Raw genomic sequence first — 21,592 nt, forward strand, 5'->3', positions numbered from 1 at the left:
CTCTACATGCTTCGACGCTCTTTTCGCTTGACTCGCCAGCGCTGGCTAAGACTGCTGTTTGTGCTCAACCTCGCGCTGGTGGCAGGGCTGATTACTCACCAAATATGGCTCTATGTCGCTAAGCCTGAATTTGAGGCATTGCACACTAGGGAAGTGGCGGATATCCGTGAGCAACTCGCTGAACGAAGCTCCTACCGTTTTGCGGTAGTAGGTAATATCAATAATTCAGTGAATGTGTTTCAGGATGAAATCATTCCCAGGCTGAACCAAAGCGATATTGATTTTATGGTGTCAGCGGGGAATGCGGTGAGTGGGGGGCAGCAGGAGAGCTATAAGGCGATTTCCCAAAGTTTAGAGCAGTTAAGCGTGCCGTATGTGCTGACTTATGGCGCCCATGAAGACAGCGATTTTGGCAGTTATCTTTTCTATGAATACTTTGGCCCGCATTTTTATTCCTTCGTTGCGGGTAACAGCCATTTCATCTTTTTGGATGGTACGGGTAAGTCGTCTACCTCATGGCAGCTAGATTGGTTAGAGCGCGAGCTGGCTGCCTCTGAAGCGCAGCATCGGTTTTTGTTCATTGGCTTGCCACTGCATAACGTGATTAGCGATGCGCCCTTATTTGAAGCCGATAATTACCTCAATGATCCACGGCTGAGTGAAGGCATTATGCGCTTGTCAGAGCAGTACGCGGTGGACAGTGTGTTTTCGGCCAACCTGTCGCTCTATTCGCACCAATCGCTGAATGGTGTGGATTACGTCACCACGGGGGGAGCAGGTGGCATTTTGATGGATGCTAATGACAGTTTTCATCACTATGTAGTGGTCGAGGTCAATGGCGAAAACGTAGCTATAACACCCGTTCGGCTGAATGTGGATAGTCCAGGCTGGTGGCGTATGCTCAGCAGCGTTGCCTCAACGATTTATGCGTTTTTTTACGTCAGCTACCCTCGCTTCCTGCTCATTGTCGGGGTGTTGTCACTGCTGGCGATGCGCTTGTACCGACTGATTTTTGAAGAGCGCCACTATTACCCAGATTTTGATATCGACCCAACACCGTATCTGGAGAAGCCCCTGCGGGTGGCGATGATATCGAATAACTACTTCCCGTTCGTCTCCGGCGTGTCGGTTTCCGTTGAGCGACTTCGTCAAGGACTAAGCGAGTTAAAACATCAGGTGCAGTTGTTGGTGCCGCGTTATCGAGAGGCGTGGCAAGACGATGAGACGATCTTGCGTGTACCCACTGTGATGGCCTTTGGTGAAAAGCGTGAGTTCCGTTTGACCAATCCGTTTAGTGCACGTTTTCGCCACTGCCTGCAGCGCTTTAAGCCGGATATTATCCATGTCCATCATCCTTTTTGGCTGGGGTCGATGGGGCTATGGATGGGGCGGCGGCTACGTGTGCCGGTTGTTTATACCTATCACACACGGTTAGAACATTACGCCCATTTTGTGCCGCTGCCTGGAGCTCTGTTTCGTAATTTGATTTCGCATTCGTTGATCAAACACTTCTCTAACCGCTGCCAAGGCGTCATCGTGCCCACCTACTCGGCAGAAGAGTATCTACGCATGATTGGGGTGAAAACACCGACGCTAATACAGCCTACGGGCATTGATACGGCGCGATTCGCCGACACGGATCGTGATGCGCTGGAAGAGCTGCGCCATCAGCTTTCCATCGATCCAACCGACACGGTGTTGGTGAGTGTCTCGAGAATTAGCCAAGAAAAAAATATTGGTTTTATGCTGGAGGCATTGGCGGAATTGAAAAAACTGGGCAGGCAGTCGTTGCGCTTATTGTTAATTGGTGATGGCCCTGATCGACAAACCATTCAACAGCATATAGAAGCGTTGGCGCTGCAGGAGCAGGTAACTTTGGTGGGCGCTGTGCCGCCGGAGAAGATGGCGCGCTATTACCACTTAGGCGACATCTTTGTGTTTGCGTCTACTTCTGAAACTCAAGGCATGGTGATTTTAGAAGCCATGGCCGCTGGCCTGCCAGTTGTGGCGGTACGCTCTAGCGGCATTGATGACGTAGTGCGTGATGGCTTTAATGGCTATAAAACGCCGCAAAATCGGCAAAAGTGGGGACAGCGAGTAATGGCGTTAGCCGAGGATAACGCGTTGAGAGACACCCTGGGCAAGCAGGCAAAAAGATTTGCTAGCGACTATGATATCGCTAAGTTTGCAGGAGCGGTCGCGCACTTCTATGCCGAGGTACTGGCCAAGTATTACGCGAAATAGCCGCTGTTTCAGGCCGGGTCGTTGTTATTTTTGCTAGATCGTGAGGTCGCTATACGCTTTAGCAACCACAGCAGTCCCACGCCAGCGCCAAGGCCTATTACTGCCCATACCAATTCTTGATGAGACGCCGCGGTAAATAGGGCGCCCAATTGGCTTCCTAGCAGTATTACCGCCGCGAGCCCTGGCACAATTCCCAAGGTCGATCCGATCATGTAATCGCGAAAATCAACATGAAACGCACCGGCTAGCATATTGGTGAGCGTGAAAGGGGCTAAGGGCAACAGATTGATCACAGCCATGGTGCGAATGCCGCGCTTGGATAAGTAGCCGGAAAGCCCACGCAAATGGCGTCCGCCATAGCGCATTAGTGCGTCGCGCCCCATCCAATAGCCGACCCAATAAGAGGCGACCGAAGAACTAAGCGTACCCAGCGTGGCATAAGCCAGCCCCCACAGCGGCCCAAACAGTAGGCCGGTCAATACGACTAGCAGGCTTAACGGAAACATGATCAGTAGCGAGCCGGTATAAACGGCTATCACGGCGACAAACATCCAGGGAGCTTGCTTCCATTGACTGATGGTGGACGCTAGCTCGGTCAGGTGGGTTTCGGTGAGTAAGCCTTGCTGCTGAAGCCAACGCCACATGATACCCAGCATGACCACTACAACAACTAGCCCAATGCCTTTTAGTAACGTGCGTGACATCTATTTCCCCGTCGCTGGTACTAAAAAAGCGACAGCATACGTTAGAGGCGTAACTGGATGAAATCATATTCGGTGTTTAAGCGTGGCTAATGAGACCAATTTAGTTAGTGGTAATGGCTGTCTGATAGGAATTTTTCCATTTTTCTTGCCATTTTGGTGCAGCCGTGAAGAATGAGGCGCCTCCACTGTTATACAAAAGGCGCATTACCTATGGATTTTACTCTTCCTCCTCTGTTGACGGCGATGGTTGATCGCGGCAACGGGCTGCTATGGGGCAGTGTGCTGATCTACCTGCTGATCGGTGCTGGCCTCTACTTCACCATTATGACCCGCGGTATCCAAGTACGTTACTTTGGACACATGTTCAAACTGCTGCGCAGTTCGCGTCAATCTAACGGCGGTATCTCTTCTTTTCAGGCACTTTCTACCAGTCTGGCGGCACGGGTTGGTACCGGTAACCTAGCTGGTGTGGCGGTAGCGATTTATTTTGGTGGTCCCGGCGCGATCTTTTGGATGTGGCTGACCGCCATGGTGGGTATGGCGACCAGTTTTGTGGAGTCCACTCTAGCCCAGGCCTATAAAGTTGATCACGGTGATAACACCTTCCGTGGTGGTCCGGCTCGCTATATTGAACGTGGCCTGGGGCTTCGCTGGCTGGCGGTACTGTTTTCGATCTGCTTAATTATCGCGTTCGGGTTGGCGTTTAACAGCGTACAGGCCAACTCCATCGCCCAGGCCATGGAACAGGCATTTGCCATTCCCACCTGGGCCATGGGGTTAGTTCTGATGGCGGTGATTGCGCCCATTATATTTGGCGGCCTGAAGTCGATTGCTAAAGTAGCTGAGCTAGTGGTGCCGCTGATGGCACTGTTGTATTTGCTGTTGGCACTCACGGTGGTGGCGCTCAATATCAGCGATTTGCCCGCTGCCTTTATGACCATTATTAAGAGTGCGTTTGGTTTTGAGCAGGCGGCCGGTGGCGCAATGGGGTATGCCATTTCTCAAGCTATTATGAACGGTATTCAGCGTGGTCTGTTCTCTAACGAGGCGGGTATGGGTTCAGCGCCCAATGCTGCCGCGACCGCCAGTACTCAGCCAGACCATCCCGCTGCGCAAGGGTTTATTCAAATGCTGGGCGTGTTTTTAGACACCTTGGTCATTTGTACTGCCACTGCGGCCATCATCATTATGGCTGGGCCTGAGCTGCTGGCTGGCGAAGAAAACAACGGTATTCAGCTTACCCAAATCGCGCTCTCTAGCCATGTGGGTGATTGGGGCGGTATGTTTATTGCCGTGGCGATCTTGCTGTTTGCATTCACTTCGGTGATCGCTAACTACTCATACGGTGAATCTAATATTGAGTACTTGGCAGGCCGTCGTGCGCCTATTGCGGTGCTGATTTATCGCTTGGCGGTACTCGGTATGGTGATGGTAGGCTCGGTTGCTAGCTTAGGTGCTATCTGGAATTTTGCCGATCTTTCCATGGGTATGATGGCAGTGATTAACTTAGTGGCTATTTTGCTGCTATCGCCGATTGCCTTTGCACTGTTCCGTGATTACGACGCTCAGTTGAAGGCTGGCCAAGAGCCTGTGTTTGATCCCAGTAAATTCCCTAAATTGGCAAATAAAGTAGATCCTAGCGCGTGGCCAAAGCGCAAATAATCGCTACTTTTTGACGCGATAGACGAAAGGCCCCGCTACTGCGAGCACCGCAGGGCGGGGCTTTTTGTTGTCTATGTATTCTATTTTTTCGAATAAAACAGGGGAAACGTTGCACTTTTTTTAATCGAAAAGCGCCGTAAAATAGTCACCAGAGTTCCCACTAATACGTTAGGAAATTATCCATGACCACACGTGCGCTGCTTGTAACTTCTTCTATTTTAGGCGAAAACGGCCAGTCCAATGCGTTAGCCAACCATTTTAAAACCAAAACGGAAGCTCATGATGTAGCGGTTACTCAGCGTGATGTGGTGGCTAACGCGTTACCGCACCTTGCGATCGAAGAGCTCGGTGCATGGCAGACGCCAGCCAACGAGCGCAACGCCGATCAACAAGCATTAGCAGCTCACTCTGACGAACTGTTGGCAGAGCTACGGGCGAGTGATGTCTTAGTACTGGCGGTGCCGCTGTATAATTTAGGTATTCCGTCCCAGTTGAAAGCGTGGTTTGACCGCGTGCTGCGCGCTGGCGAAACTTTCCGTTACACTGAAAATGGTCCGCAGGGTTTGCTTGAAGGTAAGCGTGCGATTATTTTAGCGGCTCGCGGTGGTCAGTACGCAGGGACTGAATTAGACAGCCAAACGCCACACCTTAAAGCCATGCTCGGTTTAATGGGCATTAGCGATGTGGATGTTGTTTTTGCGGAAGGCTTGAATATGGGTGACGCTCAGCGTGATGCTGCGCTAAAAGAAGCGTTCCAAGCGATCGATCAACTGGTCGAAACACTCTAGTAATACGTTGATTTAAAAGAGGTGATAATGCCACGCCCAGAACTGCTCGAACAAATTTATACCATTGTTGATCAGATTCCTGCTGGGCGGGTAACCACCTATGGGCGTATCGCGGCGATGACGGAGGGCGCTACGCCGCGCATGGTTGGCTCGGCGATGCGCCACTTACCAGAAGGGCATCAGCTACCCTGGCATCGCGTCATTGCTGCATCACTAACGCTAGCCGACCACGGCGGTGCTGACCGCCAGCATCAGAAATTGCGCGATGAAGGCGTTATGTTTGATAGCAAAGGGCGCGTTCCTGCTCATCTTGTCTGGCCTGATTGAGCCAGAAGCGCTGTAAAAATAACGCCGCCCAACTATTGAGTGCCAGTTCATTCGGCGGCGTTATTGATTTACTCTTCCAGATTAGCCCCAGACTTCCAGGACCAGTCGCGCCAGCGTAGGTCAAATAAATCTTTGCGACGATCTTTCAAGTTGGTGACTGAGCCTTCGGCACGCACAACGGTAAGGCGCGTTAGGTCTAGGTCCGAGAAGAAGATCATTTCGGTGTTAGGCGTGGTTTCCGCCAGTACTGCATCGTGGGGGAAAGCGAAGTCTGACGGTGAGAACACGGCTGATTGAGCATACTGGATATCCAGGTTCTCGATCGAAGGTAAGTTGCCGACGCTGCCACACAGTACTACATAGCACTCGTTTTCAATGGCTCTTGCTTGGGCGCAGTGGCGTACTCGCAGATAGCCGTTTTTGGTGTCTGTCCAGAACGGTACAAACAGTATATCCATATCCTGATCGGCTAGCAGGCGGCCAAGTTCCGGGAACTCAACGTCGTAGCAAATCAAAATGCCCACGCGACCTGCATCGGTGTCAAAGACCTGCAGGTTATCACCCCCTTCGATCACCCAGTCGCGGCGCTCTTGGGGGGTGATATGCAGCTTCGACTGCTTTTCGATTTTGCCATCCCGGTGGAATAAATAGGCAATGTTGTATAGCCGGTCATCGTCACCGACTTCAATCATCGAACCACCAACGATGTTGATGTTATACGACACCGCCATCCGCGAAAGCTCGCTTTTAAAACGCTCGGTGAAGCCCGCTAAAAAGCGAATCGCGCCCATTTGATCCTGCTGGGCCGAGCGGTCTTGTAGGCCCATCAGTGGCGCATTGAACAACTCCGGGAATACCGCAAAGTCACTTTGATAATCTGATAATGCGTCAACAAAGTACTCAATTTGTTGCAGGGCTGCTTCCACGGAAGCGAACTCACGCATTTGCCACTGTACTGCGCCCACTCGTACTTGAGTCGGGCGGGTATCTAGCACGCTCTCAGCAGGCTCGAACAGGATGTTGTTCCACTCCAACAGCGTGGCATAGCCGCGGGACTGCTCATCTTCCGGCAAATATTTACGCAGTAAGCGTTTTACTTGGAAGTCGTTAGCCAATTGGAACGACAAAATCGGGTCGTAGATCTCTTTGCGAGAGACTTTTTCGATGTACTCTGCTGGGGTCAGTTCTTGGGCGTACTGGTGGTACTCGGGAATGCGTCCACCTGCCAGAATGGCACGCAGGTTGTGCGAGCGGCACAGCTCTTTGCGGGCTTCGTATAAGCGCCGACCTAAGCGATAGCCACGGTAGTCGGGGTGGATCAACACATCCAGCCCGTACATGGCATCGCCATCTTGGTCGTTAAGGATAGTTTCACGATGGCCGATCAGGTCGTCATATTTATGCGGGTTGGAAAACTCGTCGTAATCGACCTGAACCGTTAGCGCAACGCCCACTAGCGCACCATCGTCCTCAATGGCAATTTGGCCATCAGGGAATTCCTCAATGAGCTTGTCAATAGTGTGCTTTGGCCACGCACCGCCGATGTCGTGATATACCGCATCCATCAGCGTTTTGAGCTGGTCGTAGTCATCGCTGGTGAGGTTGCGAAGATTAAGGTGCAGTTCTTCTAAGGACATGTTCAGGGGTTCCCGGCCGTCGAATGAAGGTGGCCTATTGTATCATTGCTGTGCATTGCTCGTTTTATCCGCCGCAATAGGGCGCACCAGGGGGCGTGTCAACGTTTGCGCCATAATGACCCCGGCAAGAATGAGTAGCCCACCCATAAAGTGGAACCCGGCCACTTGCTCGCCTAAAAATGCCATGGCAATCAGGGCGCTAAATAGTGGCATTAAGTTGATAAAGATACTCGACTGGTTCGCGCCGATTTGGCGTACCGCGCGCATCCATAAGAACGTGGTAATGATGGAGGCGGGAATGCCTGCGTAAAGAATTAACCCGATATTGTGGCTATCGACGGGGGTCATAGGGCCCATTAAATAGGGGGGTAGTAGAAATAGAACCGCAAAACAGACTTGGGCATAGAGCATAACCCAAGGGGGGAGGTTCATCGCCCAGCGCTTCAGCATTACGCCGTAAAGGGCGTAGCAGGTGGCAGCAACCACCATTAATGCGTCACCGGTGGCTACCTGGAGTTGCAGCAGAGACAAAGGGTTGCCTCGCCCAAGCAGTACCGTGACGCCAACGAATGCCAGAACGCCCCCGACAATACCGCCTAAGGTAGGCGGCTCGCGCAAGATCAGTGCGCTTAATAGTACGGTGAGAAGCGGCACCATGGCAGCCAAAATACCCATATTGGTGGCAGTTGTTGTTTCCGCTGCCATATACGCCAAGCCTTGCCACAGCCCCATGCCAAGTAGCCCCAGCAACGCCAGTTTCGGCCAGTGGCGGCGTATTTCATCGCGATGACGTAAGGCCGCGGGAAGCACAAACGGTGTCATTATCGCCAGCGCCAGCAGCCAGCGTAGAAAAGCAATACTGCTAGGCGCAATGGTACCCACTGTTAATTGGTTAATCGTCATGTTCCCTGACCAAATCAACACAGTGGCTAGTGGCGGTAAAAAGTAAATCAATGGCATAGCGCGTTCCCTTATCGTTAGCCTGGTAATGTGACGTGCTTTCGCAAGAGGAGCAAGTGCTTTGCCACAAAGGTTGATGGTTTCGCAAGGCGGCTAAAGGGTGACAGATTAAGGGGAGTAAAGGACTGTACGTGGGACGATGTATGTCATACGCTTGTTTGAATGTTGTTAAAAATATAAAGGAGTACCGTGATGAATCATACGCCCGCTTACCCGCATCTATTTCGACCACTGACCGTTGGCCACTTAACGCTACCTAATCGTGTGTTGATGGGCTCAATGCACACCAATTTAGAAGAAGCTCCCAATGGTTTTGAGCGTCTAGCAGCTTTCTATGCTGAGCGGGCTCGTGCGGGGGTTAGCCTGATTGTAACCGGCGGTATTGCTCCTAATGCTGAAGGCGCTGTGTTCCAAGGGGCAAATGCCCTTACCGATGAGAGCCAGTTAGCGGAACATCGTGGGGTGGTAGAGGCCGTGCATGAAGCGGGCGGGCATTTGTGTATGCAGATTCTCCATGCTGGTCGCTATGCTTACTCGCCAGAGCTGGTAGCGCCCTCTGCGCTGCAGGCGCCAATCAACCCGTTTATGCCTCGGGCACTTTCAAGCGACGACGTTGAGCAGCAGATAGACGACTATGTGCGCTGTGCGCAGCTTGCCCAGCAGGCGGGCTATGACGGTGTTGAGGTAATGGGCTCTGAAGGTTATTTGATCAACCAGTTTATTTGTCGTCGCACCAATCAGCGTGATGATGAGTGGGGCGGTGATTTTGAGCGACGTATTCGCTTCCCAATCGAAATTGTGAAACGCATTCGCGCGGCAGTGGGCGAGCGTTTTTTGATTATCTTTCGCCTATCGATGATTGATCTGGTGGAAGAAGGCAGTACGTGGGAAGAAGTGGTGCAACTTGGTCAAGCCATTGAAGCCGCAGGCGCGAATGTGATCAACACAGGTATTGGCTGGCACGAAGCCCGAGTACCAACCATTGTAACCAGCGTGCCTCGGGCAGCGTTTACCGAAGTTACAAAGCGCATTAAAGCAGCACTATCCATCCCGCTGATTACCACCAACCGTATCAATATGCCCGAGGTCGCGGAGCGTGTGTTGGCTGATGGGCATGCGGATATGGTGTCGATGGCACGCCCGTTTTTGGCTGACCCTGAATGGGTGCGTAAAGCCGAGGCGGGCCTTTCAGATGAAATTAATACCTGTATTGCCTGTAACCAAGCCTGCCTAGACCACACCTTTATGGGCAAGCTCACATCATGCTTGGTTAACCCAAGGGCGTGTCATGAAACCGAGCTGACACTCGAACCCACGCAAACACCCAAGCAGGTAGCGGTTGTCGGCGGCGGTCCTGCGGGGCTTGCCACCGCTGTGGCCGCTGCTAGTCGGGGGCATCACGTGGTGCTGTTTGAGCGACGTAGTGAGTTGGGTGGGCAGTTTAATTACGCCCGTAAAATTCCCGGTAAAGAGGAGTTCAACGAAACGTTGCGCTACTTCCGGGTGATGTTAGAAAAACACGCGGTAGATGTTCGCCTAAATACGGCGGCTACCCTCGATACACTAGCTGAATTTGACGAGGTGGTGATTGCCACCGGCGTTACCCCCCGTGAACTTGCGCTACCGGGGGCCGACCATGCCAGTGTGCTTAGCTACGCTGAAGCGATTGAGCATCCTGAACGTGTGGGCCAGCGCGTAGCCGTGATTGGCGCTGGTGGTATTGGTTTTGATGTATCAGAGCTGCTCGCGGACCAGGGGCATTCTGAAATGGATGTGGCCGCTTGGTGTGATGAGTGGGGCGTAGACCTTGCCGTAGGCGATCGTGGTGGTCTAAAGCCGCCAATGCCGCCAGCGTCTCCCCGTGACATTATTATGCTTCAGCGCAAAAGCTCTAAGCCAGGTAAGAACCTGGGCAAAACCTCGGGTTGGGTGCATCGTGCATCACTAAAACAGCGGGGAGTTAAAACCCTGACTGGCTGCGAGTATTTGAAAATCGATGATGCCGGTCTTCACATTCGCCGCGAAGGCGAAGAGCAGGTGCTGGCGGTGGACACGGTCGTGGTATGCGCCGGGCAGGAGTCGGTTCGCGAGCTTATCGCGCCCTTAAGTCAGGTGGGAGCATGCTTTCATGTGATTGGCGGCGCCGATGAAGCTGCAGAGCTAGACGCTAAACGAGCTATCGATCAAGGCACTCGTCTTGCCGCTTCTCTGTAGCGATAGGACCAAGCGAGTTAGGCGGGTGACGTAAGCGTTGCAATGGCGATAGACTGGTCGATCAAGATAGCTGTTAACCGCAGTTAACAAATTAAGGCGCAAGTGGCACCCAGCTTGCGCCGTAAGATCGTCAGATAAAAGGACTATCGTCATGACCTCGGAGTGTACCCCACGATTTTTAGCCAGTGACAACACCTCGGGTATCTGCCCAGAGGCTATGGAATACCTGCTTGAAGCCAATCAAGCTGATGATTTGGCCTACGGCAATGACCGTTGGACTGCCCGTGCCGCAGATCGTTTTCGCGAAATGTTTGACTACGATTGCGATGTCTTTTTTGTGTTTAACGGTACTGCAGCAAACTCACTGGCACTTTCTGCAATGGGGCGCAGCTACCACAGCGTTATTTGTCATGAATTGGCCCACATTGAAACCGATGAGTGTGGTGGCCCTGAGTTCTTTTCTAACGGCGCGAAGCTGCTGACCTCGCCAGGGGCTAACGGCAAACTAACGCCCCAGGGCATTGAAGCGCTGGTCACTAAGCGTAGTGATATTCACTATCCCAAGCCTAAAGTAGTGTCGCTTACCCAAGCGACAGAAGTTGGCACGGTCTACTCTCGGGAAGAGTTACTGGCAATACGCGCCATGGCAGACAAGCACGATTTACGCTTACATATGGACGGCGCGCGGTTCGCCAATGCCTGCGCTGGTCTTAATGCAAGCCCCGCCGAGCTAACGTGGCAGGTAGGCGTCGATGCGTTGTGCTTTTCAGGGACCAAAAACGGGCTAGCGTTTGGTGAGGCGATTCTGTTTTTCAACCGTGACTTGGCTGAGGACTTTTCCTACCGTTGCAAACAGGCAGGTCAACTGGCTTCGAAAATGCGCTACGTTTCTGCCCCATGGCTAGGGTTGTTGGAAAGCGGCGCGTGGTTAACCAACGCTGAGCATGCCAATGCCATGGCACGGTATTTATCCGAAGGGCTGCAAGCACTTCCTGGCGTTTCACTGATGTTTCCGACCCAGGCGAATAGTGTTTTCGTTGAGTTTCCTCCTCATGCTATCGAGGCGTTGAAAGCCAAAGGCTGGACCTTCTATACCTTTATTGGAGCGGGTGGTGCGCGTTTTGTATGCGCTTGGAACACTACCGTTGAATTGCTGGATCAACTGTTGGCAGATGTAAAAGAAGTACTGGGATAATACTGCCTAAACTGTACCTTCTCGACGCGTTGTTGCCCGCCATTGCGCCGCCTTTCAGGCGGCGCTGTGCGCTCTGAACGCTGTTTTTAAGGCCATCGCATATTCAACGCAACTTAATCTCTCCTGCTGTGCTCAAATTATTAAACATTGTGCGTTGAAGGTTTAGTCATCACTTTTTGCTAATGCTGACTACGCTGATAGAGCAACACCTCGTATTGCGCACCGCTTGATGTTTGGGCTTGGCGGTAGCTGCTGGGGGATGGGCCACAGGAGAGTTCCATGAGCATCTTTGATCACGTTCAAGACCGATTTGCCCGCGTTCAGCAAGAGGACATGAGCCTAGAGGAGTATTTGGCGCTTTGTCGCCGTGATCCAAAGGTTTATGCCAGCGCCGCAGAGCGTATGCTGGAAGCCATTGGCGAGCCTGAAGTGATCGACACGGCGAAAGACCCGCGTCTATCACGCATTTTCTCGAACAAGGTGATTCGCCGCTATCCTGCTTTTGCTGAATTTCATGGTATGGAAGAAGCTATCGAGCAAATTGTGTCGTACTTCCGTCATGCCGCGCAGGGGTTAGAAGAGCGTAAGCAAATTCTCTATTTACTGGGACCAGTAGGTGGCGGTAAATCGTCGCTGGCTGAGCGCTTGAAGCTGTTGATGGAACGTATCCCGTTCTATGCCATTAAAGACTCACCGGTGTATGAATCACCGCTAGGGCTTTTTTCGCCGGAAGAAGATGGTGAGCTTCTGGAACAAGAGTACGGTATTCCCCAGCGCTATCTGCGCAGTGTAATGTCGCCATGGGCGGCGAAACGCTTAAAAGAGGCAGGCGGCGATATTTCTCAGTTCCGGGTGGTGCGCCTTTATCCCTCGCGGTTAAATCAAATTGCCATCTCCAAAACTGAGCCTGGCGATGAAAATAACCAGGATATCTCGTCGTTAGTGGGTAAAGTCGATATTCGTCAGTTGGAGCTTTACTCGCAAGATGACCCCGATGCCTATAGCTTCTCTGGCGGGCTCTGCCGCGCTAACCAAGGGCTTATGGAGTTCGTCGAGATGTTTAAAGCACCGATTAAGGTGCTGCATCCATTACTTACCGCCACTCAAGAAGGTAACTACAACCCTACAGAAGGCATGGGGGCGATTCCTTTTGACGGGGTGATTTTAGCCCACTCGAATGAATCGGAATGGCAGGCATTTCGCAATAACCGCAACAACGAAGCATTTTTGGATCGTGTCTATATCGTCAAAGTGCCTTACTGTCTGCGGGTCTCTGAAGAAATCAAGATTTACCAAAAACTGCTCGAAGACTCCTCGCTTAATGCCGCCCCTTGCGCGCCTGATACGCTGCGCATGCTGGCGCAGTTCTCGGTGCTTTCGCGGCTAAAAGTGCCAGAAAACTCCAGCATCTACTCCAAGATGCGCGTCTATGATGGCGAAAACCTGAAAGACACCGATCCTCGAGCAAAGTCGATCCAAGAGTATCGTGATGCGGCGGGGGTGGATGAAGGCATGCAGGGATTGTCTACCCGTTTCGCCTTCAAGATACTTTCTAAAGTGTTTAACTTCGATGGCACTGAAGTTGCCGCGAACCCTGTGCATTTGCTGTATGTGCTAGAGCAAGCATTAGAGCGGGAGCAACTGCCTTCAGAGGTATTTGAACGCTATATCGGCTTTATCAAAGAGTTTCTGGCACCGCGCTATGTCGATTTCATTGGTAAGGAAATCCAAACGGCGTATCTGGAATCTTATAGCGAGTATGGGCAGAACATCTTTGATCGCTACGTAACCTACGCGGATTTCTGGATTCAAGATCAGGAGTATCGCGACCCCGAAACGGGCGAATTGTTGAACCGCCAGTCACTCAATGACGAGCTCGAAAAAATTGAGAAACCAGCAGGTATCTCTAACCCGAAAGACTTCCGTCATGAAGTGGTTAATTTCGTATTGCGGGCGCGTGCGCAAAACAATGGTATGAACCCCAGTTGGCAGTCTTATGAAAAGCTCAAAGGCGTTATCGAGCATAAGATGTTTGCTAACACTGAAGAGCTATTACCGGTTATTTCGTTTAATGCGAAGGCGTCGAAGTCGGATCAGAAGAAGCACGAGGACTTTGTGGCGCGCATGGTGGATCGTGGCTATACCGAGAAACAGGTTCGGCTGCTTTCCGAGTGGTATCTACGCGTGCGCAAGTCCCAGTAGCGGATAATCGGGAGGTCGTATGACCTACTTTATTGATCGAAGGCCTAACGCTAAGCACAAAAGCGCGGTCAATCGGCAGCGCTTTTTGGAACGTTATCGCAAACATATCAAGCGCTCGGTGGAGGAGGCGGTTAACCGCCGCTCCATTACTGATATGGAGCGAGGGGAAAAGGTATCCATTCCTACCAAGGATATCTCTGAGCCGGTGTTTCAACATGGCCCGGGTGGCGCGCGCAATATTGTATCGCCCGGCAACAAGGAGTTTTTAGAAGGCGATAAAATTCGCCGCCCTGGTGGTCAGGGCGGTGGCGAGGGGGCGGGCGAAGGCGGGGCTTCCAATCAAGGCGAGGGTGACGACGAGTTTGCATTTACCCTAAGCCGTGAGGAGTTTTTGGAGTTTGTATTTGATGGTCTTGAGTTGCCCCATTTGCAGCGCAAGCCACTGAAGTCACTCGAAGAGATAAAAATGGTGCGTGCGGGGCTTGCGCGTGACGGAGTGCCGTCGCGAATTAGCATTACCCGATCAATGCGGGAAGCTTACGCACGCCGTATTGCCATGCGTGCCCCTATTAAGCGAGCGTTGAAAGAGGCTCAAGAGGCGCTCGCAGCAGAAGAGCGCAAGGACCCGGTACTGCGCAACCCTGCGAGAGTAGTTGAGCTAAAGGCAGAAATAGAGCGTTTGGAAAAGCGTATTGAGGCGGTGCCATTTATTGACACTTATGATCTGCGTTACCACCAGTTGGCAGCGCAGCCTCAGCCTTCGAGCCAGGCGGTGATGTTCTGTGTCATGGACGTTTCTGGTTCTATGACGCAAAACCACAAAGATATCGCTAAACGCTTTTTCTTACTGCTCTATTTGTTTTTGGAAAAGCATTACGAAAAAGTAGAGCTGGTGTTTGTGCGCCACCACACGGCTGCGAGAGAGGTTAGCGAGGAGGAGTTTTTCTACTCTCGAGAAACCGGTGGCACCATTGTTTCCAGCGCACTCACCCTGGTAAATAAAATCATCGAAAAACGCTACCCCGCTGGACAGTGGAATCTCTATGTCGCCCAGGCATCGGACGGCGATAACTGGGATGATGACTCGAATATTTGCCGGGACTTACTGGTTAAACAGCTTATGCCGCAGTTGCAGTACTACGCATATGTGGAAATTACTCCTCATGAGCATCAATCGCTGTGGCATGAATATGAAGCGGTCGCCGCACAGTTCCCCGAACGGTTTGCAATGCGCCAAATTGTTGATGCTGGGGATATCTACCCTGTCTTCCGTGAGCTGTTTAAACGTCGGTTGAGTCAAGAGCAGTAACGTGAACCGAGGAGTACGCCATGAGTGTAGCCCGTAAGCCAATAGCGACCGGTTCCGACTGGAATTTTAGTGTGTTGGAACGCTTCGACGAGGAACTCGCCAGGCTCGCTGATGAGTACCGCCTAGATACTTATCCCAATCAAATAGAAGTGATTACCACTGAACAGATGATGGATGCCTACGCGAGCGTAGGGATGCCGGTAGGTTATCATCACTGGTCGTTTGGTAAGCAGTTTCTTGCCGTTGAGCAAGCCTACAAGCGCGGCCAGATGGGGCTTGCCTATGAGCTGGTGATCAACTCCAATCCATGTATTGCCTATCTAATGGAAGAGAACACGTTAATGATGCAGGTATTGGTCATTGCGCATGCCTGCTATGGACATAACTCTTTCTTTAAAGGCAATTACTTGTTCCGCGCCTGGACCGATGCCGATTCCATCGTTGATTACCTAGTATTTGCTCGTAAGTATATTGCGCAGTGTGAAGAGCGCCACGGTGTCCATGCCGTGGAGCAATTGTTAGATGCCTGTCACGCTCTCCAAAACTACGGTGTAGACCGTTACAAGCGGCCCTCACCTATTTCTGCTGAAGAAGAGGTAAGGCGTCAGGAAGAGCGCGAAGCTTACCTGCAAACCCAGGTCAATATGTTGTGGCGCACGATTCCTGACGCGCCCGATGGCGTTACTCCACTGCCGGGTAGTTTACACAGTGAGGCAGATCCACTTGGCCTGCATAGCGGTGGTATTTATCCCTCAGAGCCACAGGAAAACTTGCTCTACTTTATTGAGAAAAATGCGCCACTTCTAGCTCCCTGGCAGCGCGAAATTGTACGTATCGTTCGTAAGCTGGCGCAGTACTTTTATCCCCAGAGGCAAACCCAGGTGATGAACGAAGGGTGGGCGTGTTTCTGGCACTATACGCTGATGAATCGTTTATACGATGAAGGGAAAGTCGATGAAGGCTTGATGCTGGAGTTTTTGCAATCCCATGCCGCGGTTATCAATCAGCCAGGGTTTGATAGCCCTCACTACAGCGGTCTTAATCCCTACGCGCTAGGGTTTGCGATCTTTATGGATATTAAGCGGATTTGTGATGCGCCAACGGATGAAGACCGGGAGTGGTTTCCCGATATTGCGGGTAGCCCGTGGCGCGATACCGTTGAGTTTGCAATGCGAAACTTCAAGGATGAATCGTTTATTCAGCAGTTTTTATCCCCCAAGGTAATGCGCGATCTCAAGCTGTTCTTAATTGTTGATGATGATCAGGTGGAAACACTGGAAGTCGCAGCAATTCATAATGAACGGGGGTATCGGCGAGTACGCGAAGCACTTTCAACTCAATATGCGTTATCGGTGCGTGAGCCCAATATCCAAGTTGTCGAAGCGGCCATACGTGGGGATCGTTCGCTGACGTTACATCATGTACAAGATAGTCGTCGGCCCCTTGGCCGCAGCGTGTATCCGGTGATTCGCCACTTGCAGCAACTATGGGGATTCCCGGTGCATTTAATCTCAATGGAAGAGGGCCGTGTGACGCGCCGTTACCAGTGGCCGATTGAGGAGGAAAACAAAGAGGTGAGTTAAGGCTAACTAACTACCCCGCAGTAAACGCGGGGTAGTGGTAAAGCTTGGCTATTTTACCAAGCCCTGCCGGCGACTAACGTTAGCCTTTGGCAGTCCAGGACTGGCACCAGCCTCCCGGCTCAACGCTATTTTGCGGGAATAGTTGGCAGCCTTCAGTTTCTGCATTAAAGAACATGCAATTTGAACACAACTCACCTTCCTCATAGGCTGGATGGTCGCTTGCGTCACTGGCTGCCGCAACGTAATTAAGCGCCTGGGCAGTAGAGTTGGAGGGATCAAGGCGCGGCAGTTCCTGGGCAAAAGCAGTCTTTGACAGGATACCTACACCCAATGGCAGGGCGGCTAGGCCCATTACGCTATTACGCATGAACTTACGACGGCTCTGATTAGCCATGGTGTCTCCTTAGCGTCACGGTTTGACGTTTTTTTGCTTATGTTGTTGGGTGGTGATCCACCTCTAATACTCCGACAAAACTAAGAAACCGGAGTTCTCTAAGCCATGCTAGCGCATGCTCAAAATTAGTGCGAATAACCTTATGAAAAGCGCGACAATTAACCACGTCACTGAGCGGTGCTTGGTCTTGGCAAGCAGCCTGTTATACTCGCCTCTGGTTGCTGATTAGATTGTTAACGCTACTTTGGGGGTGTCATGCAAAACGCTGTGATTTTAATCAATACTGAGAAAGGCCAGGTAAAAGCAGTCGCTGAGCGCCTTGCTGATGTAGACGGTATTAGCGAAGTCTATTCGACGTGTGGTCGCTATGATTTGGTCGCGATAGCCCGTACCCCTGATTTTGAAAGCCTTGCTGAACTGGTCACAGAACGACTAAATGCTGTCGAGGGTATTAGCGATACCGAAACACTCAATGCGATGCAGGTACACTCCCGTCACGACCTAGAAACGATGTTTTCCCTGGGCTGGTAACCGGCAAATTAGCTGATATAAAAAAGCAGGATGCAGAATCATTATTGTAGGGAGTAAGGCTGTTGGGAAAATCGCTTTCGCGCTGGCGTCGTCGGGGAAAACGCCTGGGTATCGCTGTGCTTTTTGTCGTAGTAGGAACGGGGCTTTGGGAGTTTCAGGAACGTCAGCATCAGAATGATTATACCTGGATGGGCGTGCCTACCTGGGATGGGTTTCAGCTAACAACATTTCACCGTGTGCTGAGAAACGATGGCTTTTTAGCGGGATGGTCTGATGTGCGGGTAAACCCACTTTGGGTCAGCTATCAAGTCGAAGCGGTGCCCGATGATACTCGTATTGGCCCGCGGCCTAATTTTAAAGCTGACTGGCGCACGTTATGGCCAGTAGGTACTGATAGCTATTCCGGCAGTGGTTATGATCGCGGACACTTAGCACCTAACTATGCCATTGCAGCGGTGCATGGTCGTAACGCTCAGGTCGATACCTTCTTGATGAGTAATATGACGCCTCAGCGGCCTAACTTGAATCGCCAGCTTTGGCAGCGCCTTGAAGAGTCGGTGATGGACCATTTTGCGCCGCGCTTTGATCGCTTACAGGTGATTACTGGGCCTATTTTTCCTGAGCACTTCATGGACAATGCGTTTAATCGCGTTGGTTTTGTGGAAGTGCCAGAAGCGTTTTATAAGATTATCGTTGTGCCGAGTGAAGAGGCGCCGTTGGCGCTTGCCTTTATTATGCCGCAGGACGTTCGTGGTAATGAGTCGTTAGCCGATTATCTGGTGACTATCGATGAGATAGAGTCGCGCACAGGGCTGAATTTCTTCCCTGATTTAGCGGCAGAGCGTGAAGCTGTTCTGGAAGGGCAATTGCGTACTCAAGGCTGGGCGCTAGAAGAAGTAGCGCGACGTCCTGGGCGTTTCCAGTAATTTGTCTAATTGAAGCATTTAAAGTCAAGGCATTTAAAGTCAAAGTGCTTTCGAGGACATAGGCTTAACGCGACGGCAATCTCGTTTAGTTCTTTCGTCTAGCTGTCTCGTCTATCTGTCTCGCCTAGCTCTTCCTGGCTAGGGGTGTTTGACAGCGAGATGGATGCTGATGGGCTGACAGAAAGTTTTATCTTTGCCTGATAGTGCAACTTGGACAGTAATTTAAACGGCTACTCTTCTTCTTGACTCGTGTTGAGATAGAGTAGCCGTTTTTATTGCATGGAGGCCCCAGAACTTATTTGAACACTTGTCTTAAAATAAACAACGATCATAAAAAAAGATAGCTACTTACCCAGCACTTCTTTCTAGGCATTATCAGCCGTTCCCCTCGTGACTACGACAAGCGTTTTTACGTGACGTGGATAGCTACATCATAGCTACATCGGCATAACACAAGCGCTCGCTGGCAAGCCATATTCAATCTGAACTTCTTGGTGGGCTGAATTTTATGTATTTTGTCTAAGTTAGACTAATTATTCTTACAGGTTGATATGGCGGTAGTGGCATGGTTGTTGCTAATATTTGAATGCCCATTTGGGCTATACATCTTCACTCTTGATTAAGCATATATTTATGCGGTGTGTTCTGAGCAATCATGCTAATGGATCAGTACTGGAGGGGATAGGTAAGTGACTGTAAAAAAAGAAGAGTATGAATTTTCCGCGCTGGATGATGAACTGTTGGCGAGTTATTATCTAAGTTTCCACGATCTAATGACTCAGGCGGAAGAGGCTACAGCTTCAGATATTGCAGCTGATGCAGTTAACAAAGTTCTGGGAGGGGGGCTAGCAACTAACGTTACCTATACCGGCTCAAGTAATGCTGCGTTTTGGGTTGATAACTTTGAAATTCTGCCAGAAGAAGGTTTTGAGTTGCCAGCCTACCAATATGGTCAGGGTATTATGTTGTCGACAGGTGGGTTCCCAGGCTCAGAGAATACCACGACTGGGGATAGTGTAAATCACGGAGAGCCAGGAGACTCAGATCTAACCGAAACGGCACTTGAAGCATTCCCAGGAGCGGGTAGCACAAACGATGCGTCAGTGATTGAGTTTACGGTAAATGTTAATGACCCGGATGTGGATACACTTCGTGCAAGCCTTGTATTTGGCTCAGAAGAGTTCCCAGAATTTGTTGACAGTGACTATGTAGATATTGCTGCTTTATATGTCAACGGCGTTAACTACGCTGAGTTTGCTGCGACGGATAAACCGCTAAGTGTTATTTCAGATAACCTTGAGTCAGGTGTATTTGTTGATAATAGCAACCAACTTAGTTCTCCTTATGCAATTGAGTGGGACGGCTTCAGCAGAGAGATTGTCGTTCGTGCTCCCCTGCAGCAAGGCGAAAATACCATCAAGATTGGTATCGCTGATACTGGTGATCTCATTCTGGATTCAGGGCTTTTTGTATCTGATCTCTCTCTGATTAGCGGGGGAGGCTCGGGCGGTGGTGTGCTAAGTGCATTGGTTCCGGATACTGAAGGTAACGTCACTACAACCGTGGCTGCAGAAGAAGTCACGTTGAATGAGCAGGCAAATATCGTCACAGGCAGTACTGCTGAGTTGAATGGTGATGTCATTGTTGGCTTTGAGACGAATGACAAAGTAGTTGTTAAAGATAGCTTTTTTGATGTGTCAGATGTGACATTTAGCCTTGGGTCAGTGATTTTAGATATTGATTCTAATCAGGACGGGGAAAATGATACGACGCTGACGTTTGCTGACTTGGATGATCCAGATAGCTTTGTGTTTACACAAGCTGAAGATGGAACCACGATCACCCTTGATGAGACTTCTCCGGAACCAGAACCAGAACCAGAACCAGAACCAGAGCCAGAGCCAGAACCAGAGCCAGAGCCAGAGCCAGAGCCAGAGCCAGAGCCAGAACCAGAGCCAGAACCAGAACCAGAGCCAGAGCCAGAGCCAGAGCCAGAGCCAGAACCAGTGGCTAATAATGATGATCTGGCGGGTCATTTTGGCTGGTTGGCCAGTGGCAACCTGTTTGCTGATAATGGTAATGGTGCTGATCAGGCAGCTGGGGACGATGCAATTGTCATCACTGCCATTGATGGCCAGGATGTTGTTTTCAATACGGCGATGACGCTGGACTCCGGTGCGAGTGTGATTGTGCAGGAAAATGGCGACTTCACTTATGACCAAGGTTCTGCGTTTACTGCTTTGGCAGAAGGTGAAGCGGCTGTCGATACTTTCGAGTATTCAATTGCCGGTAGCCAAGGCGCAGCAGCATCAGCAGTTGTTTCTGTGGAGCTGGGTGAAGCAATCGATAGCGTCGAGATTTCGGCTATTGAGGCGCTTTACCAGATGGCGTTTGACCGCGAGGCGGATGCCGAAGGGTTGGAGTACTGGTCCGGTATTCGTGACGAAGGTAGCAGTCTGTTTGAGGTGGCTGACTACTTCTTAGCATCGGAAGAGTTTGTCAGCGAGCATGGTGATAACCTAGACGCTGATGACTTCCTAATGGTGCTTTATAACAATACCTTTGACCGTGCGCCCGATGCAGAAGGGCTTGAGTACTGGTCTGAGGTGCTGGTCACTGAGCAGGCTGGCCAGGGCGATGTAATGGCTTACTTCGCCTCATCCGACGAAATGCACAGTAAGTATCTGGCGGAAGGCTTTATCTTCGCCTGATAGTGCAACTTCGTTCGTAATCTAAGCGGCTATTCTTCCTAAAATGACGACGGTCGAGAAGAGTAGTCGCTTTATTTATCTTCAGCCCAACAAGCACCAACGCTCTAGGGGAATCGAGGCATGACAGGTAGATATGAGATTTAAACGTCAGAGGGGAAGTAAGTGTAAATGAGGAGGGAGAGGGGGAGTCAATAACATTACAGTG

Annotated in this window: 16 protein-coding genes; 12 read left to right on the forward strand and 4 right to left on the reverse strand. The window is 51.0% G+C overall.

Annotated elements, in window-relative coordinates; genetic code table 11:
* Positions 1-6 precede the first annotated feature (6 nt).
* Positions 7-2,244 carry a glycosyltransferase gene (locus tag HVE01_RS02100; RefSeq protein ID WP_146942114.1) on the forward strand — a complete coding sequence of 746 codons (2,238 nt, stop codon included), beginning with the start codon at positions 7-9 and terminating at the stop codon, positions 2,242-2,244.
* Positions 2,245-2,252: 8 nt separating this feature from the next.
* Here the strand turns inward: HVE01_RS02100 and HVE01_RS02105 are convergent, their stop codons facing one another.
* Positions 2,253-2,948 (reverse strand): TVP38/TMEM64 family protein, encoded by a 696-nt coding sequence (locus HVE01_RS02105; RefSeq protein WP_125750223.1) that lies wholly within the window; start codon positions 2,946-2,948, stop codon positions 2,253-2,255.
* 210 nt (positions 2,949-3,158) lie between these two features.
* Here HVE01_RS02105 and HVE01_RS02110 point away from each other — a divergent pair, with 210 nt between their 5' ends.
* The 3 genes from HVE01_RS02110 to HVE01_RS02120 all read left to right on the forward strand — a co-directional run bounded on the left by HVE01_RS02110 (position 3,159) and on the right by HVE01_RS02120 (position 5,725).
* Positions 3,159-4,610, forward strand: a complete 1,452-nt coding sequence (locus tag HVE01_RS02110) for an alanine/glycine:cation symporter family protein (protein WP_146942116.1) — start codon at positions 3,159-3,161, stop codon at positions 4,608-4,610.
* 182 nt (positions 4,611-4,792) lie between these two features.
* Entirely contained in the window at positions 4,793-5,398 is a 606-nt protein-coding gene (locus tag HVE01_RS02115; RefSeq protein WP_146942118.1) for an FMN-dependent NADH-azoreductase, read from the forward strand.
* Positions 5,399-5,425: 27 nt separating this feature from the next.
* Positions 5,426-5,725, forward strand: a complete 300-nt coding sequence (locus HVE01_RS02120) for an MGMT family protein (protein WP_038477012.1) — start codon at positions 5,426-5,428, stop codon at positions 5,723-5,725.
* Positions 5,726-5,793: 68 nt separating this feature from the next.
* Here HVE01_RS02120 and HVE01_RS02125 read toward each other — a convergent pair whose 3' ends face one another.
* Together HVE01_RS02125 and HVE01_RS02130 are read right to left on the reverse strand one after the other, a co-directional pair.
* The gene (locus HVE01_RS02125; RefSeq protein WP_125750213.1) at positions 5,794-7,362 is read right to left on the reverse strand and encodes a carbon-nitrogen hydrolase family protein; all 1,569 of its coding nucleotides are present in this window, start codon (positions 7,360-7,362) and stop codon (positions 5,794-5,796) included.
* A 42-nt stretch (positions 7,363-7,404) separates the two neighbouring features.
* Positions 7,405-8,322, reverse strand: coding sequence for a DMT family transporter (locus tag HVE01_RS02130; protein WP_125750209.1), 918 nt, complete (start codon positions 8,320-8,322; stop codon positions 7,405-7,407).
* A gap of 192 nt (positions 8,323-8,514) precedes the next feature.
* Here HVE01_RS02130 and HVE01_RS02135 point away from each other — a divergent pair, with 192 nt between their 5' ends.
* The 5 genes from HVE01_RS02135 (at position 8,515) to HVE01_RS02155 (ending at position 16,825) form a co-directional block, all read left to right on the forward strand.
* The gene (locus HVE01_RS02135; RefSeq protein ID WP_146942120.1) at positions 8,515-10,536 is read left to right on the forward strand and encodes an NADPH-dependent 2,4-dienoyl-CoA reductase; all 2,022 of its coding nucleotides are present in this window, start codon (positions 8,515-8,517) and stop codon (positions 10,534-10,536) included.
* Positions 10,537-10,687: 151 nt separating this feature from the next.
* The gene (locus HVE01_RS02140; RefSeq protein ID WP_038476998.1) at positions 10,688-11,731 is read left to right on the forward strand and encodes a threonine aldolase family protein; all 1,044 of its coding nucleotides are present in this window, start codon (positions 10,688-10,690) and stop codon (positions 11,729-11,731) included.
* 279 nt (positions 11,732-12,010) lie between these two features.
* Positions 12,011-13,933 (forward strand): PrkA family serine protein kinase, encoded by a 1,923-nt coding sequence (locus HVE01_RS02145; protein ID WP_125750203.1) that lies wholly within the window; start codon positions 12,011-12,013, stop codon positions 13,931-13,933.
* A 19-nt stretch (positions 13,934-13,952) separates the two neighbouring features.
* Positions 13,953-15,242, forward strand: a complete 1,290-nt coding sequence (locus HVE01_RS02150; RefSeq protein ID WP_125750200.1) for a YeaH/YhbH family protein — start codon at positions 13,953-13,955, stop codon at positions 15,240-15,242.
* A gap of 20 nt (positions 15,243-15,262) precedes the next feature.
* Positions 15,263-16,825: a SpoVR family protein gene (locus HVE01_RS02155; protein ID WP_146942122.1), complete on the forward strand. Its 1,563-nt coding sequence runs from the start codon at positions 15,263-15,265 to the stop codon at positions 16,823-16,825.
* Between the two features lie 79 nt (positions 16,826-16,904).
* On the opposite strand, the gene HVE01_RS02160 is transcribed toward HVE01_RS02155, so the two are convergent.
* Complete coding sequence (locus HVE01_RS02160; protein WP_125750195.1) at positions 16,905-17,219, reverse strand: high-potential iron-sulfur protein; 315 nt, start codon at positions 17,217-17,219, stop codon at positions 16,905-16,907.
* 255 nt (positions 17,220-17,474) lie between these two features.
* On the opposite strand from HVE01_RS02160, the gene HVE01_RS02165 reads away from it, so the two are divergent.
* The 3 genes from HVE01_RS02165 (at position 17,475) to HVE01_RS02175 (ending at position 21,387) form a co-directional block, all read left to right on the forward strand.
* Positions 17,475-17,750 carry an Lrp/AsnC family transcriptional regulator gene (locus HVE01_RS02165; RefSeq protein WP_009721675.1) on the forward strand — a complete coding sequence of 92 codons (276 nt, stop codon included), beginning with the start codon at positions 17,475-17,477 and terminating at the stop codon, positions 17,748-17,750.
* A gap of 62 nt (positions 17,751-17,812) precedes the next feature.
* Positions 17,813-18,676: a DNA/RNA non-specific endonuclease gene (locus HVE01_RS02170; protein WP_146942124.1), complete on the forward strand. Its 864-nt coding sequence runs from the start codon at positions 17,813-17,815 to the stop codon at positions 18,674-18,676.
* Between the two features lie 689 nt (positions 18,677-19,365).
* Positions 19,366-21,387 (forward strand): choice-of-anchor L domain-containing protein, encoded by a 2,022-nt coding sequence (locus HVE01_RS02175; protein ID WP_146942126.1) that lies wholly within the window; start codon positions 19,366-19,368, stop codon positions 21,385-21,387.
* Positions 21,388-21,592 lie beyond the last annotated feature (205 nt).

It is taken from the genome of Vreelandella venusta, assembly GCF_007989605.1.
GTDB lineage: Bacteria > Pseudomonadota > Gammaproteobacteria > Pseudomonadales > Halomonadaceae > Vreelandella > Vreelandella venusta.

Coding starts and splice junctions, on each gene's coding strand:
- HVE01_RS02140 (WP_038476998.1), top strand. CDS start 10,688: ATGACCTCGGAGTGTACCCCACGATTTTTAGCCAGTGACAACACCTCG.
- HVE01_RS02120 (WP_038477012.1), top strand. CDS start 5,426: ATGCCACGCCCAGAACTGCTCGAACAAATTTATACCATTGTTGATCAG.
- HVE01_RS02100 (WP_146942114.1), top strand. CDS start 7: ATGCTTCGACGCTCTTTTCGCTTGACTCGCCAGCGCTGGCTAAGACTG.
- HVE01_RS02125 (WP_125750213.1), bottom strand. CDS start 7,362: ATGTCCTTAGAAGAACTGCACCTTAATCTTCGCAACCTCACCAGCGAT.
- HVE01_RS02130 (WP_125750209.1), bottom strand. CDS start 8,322: ATGCCATTGATTTACTTTTTACCGCCACTAGCCACTGTGTTGATTTGG.
- HVE01_RS02110 (WP_146942116.1), top strand. CDS start 3,159: ATGGATTTTACTCTTCCTCCTCTGTTGACGGCGATGGTTGATCGCGGC.
- HVE01_RS02165 (WP_009721675.1), top strand. CDS start 17,475: ATGCAAAACGCTGTGATTTTAATCAATACTGAGAAAGGCCAGGTAAAA.
- HVE01_RS02115 (WP_146942118.1), top strand. CDS start 4,793: ATGACCACACGTGCGCTGCTTGTAACTTCTTCTATTTTAGGCGAAAAC.
- HVE01_RS02105 (WP_125750223.1), bottom strand. CDS start 2,948: ATGTCACGCACGTTACTAAAAGGCATTGGGCTAGTTGTTGTAGTGGTC.
- HVE01_RS02135 (WP_146942120.1), top strand. CDS start 8,515: ATGAATCATACGCCCGCTTACCCGCATCTATTTCGACCACTGACCGTT.
- HVE01_RS02155 (WP_146942122.1), top strand. CDS start 15,263: ATGAGTGTAGCCCGTAAGCCAATAGCGACCGGTTCCGACTGGAATTTT.
- HVE01_RS02150 (WP_125750200.1), top strand. CDS start 13,953: ATGACCTACTTTATTGATCGAAGGCCTAACGCTAAGCACAAAAGCGCG.
- HVE01_RS02160 (WP_125750195.1), bottom strand. CDS start 17,219: ATGGCTAATCAGAGCCGTCGTAAGTTCATGCGTAATAGCGTAATGGGC.
- HVE01_RS02145 (WP_125750203.1), top strand. CDS start 12,011: ATGAGCATCTTTGATCACGTTCAAGACCGATTTGCCCGCGTTCAGCAA.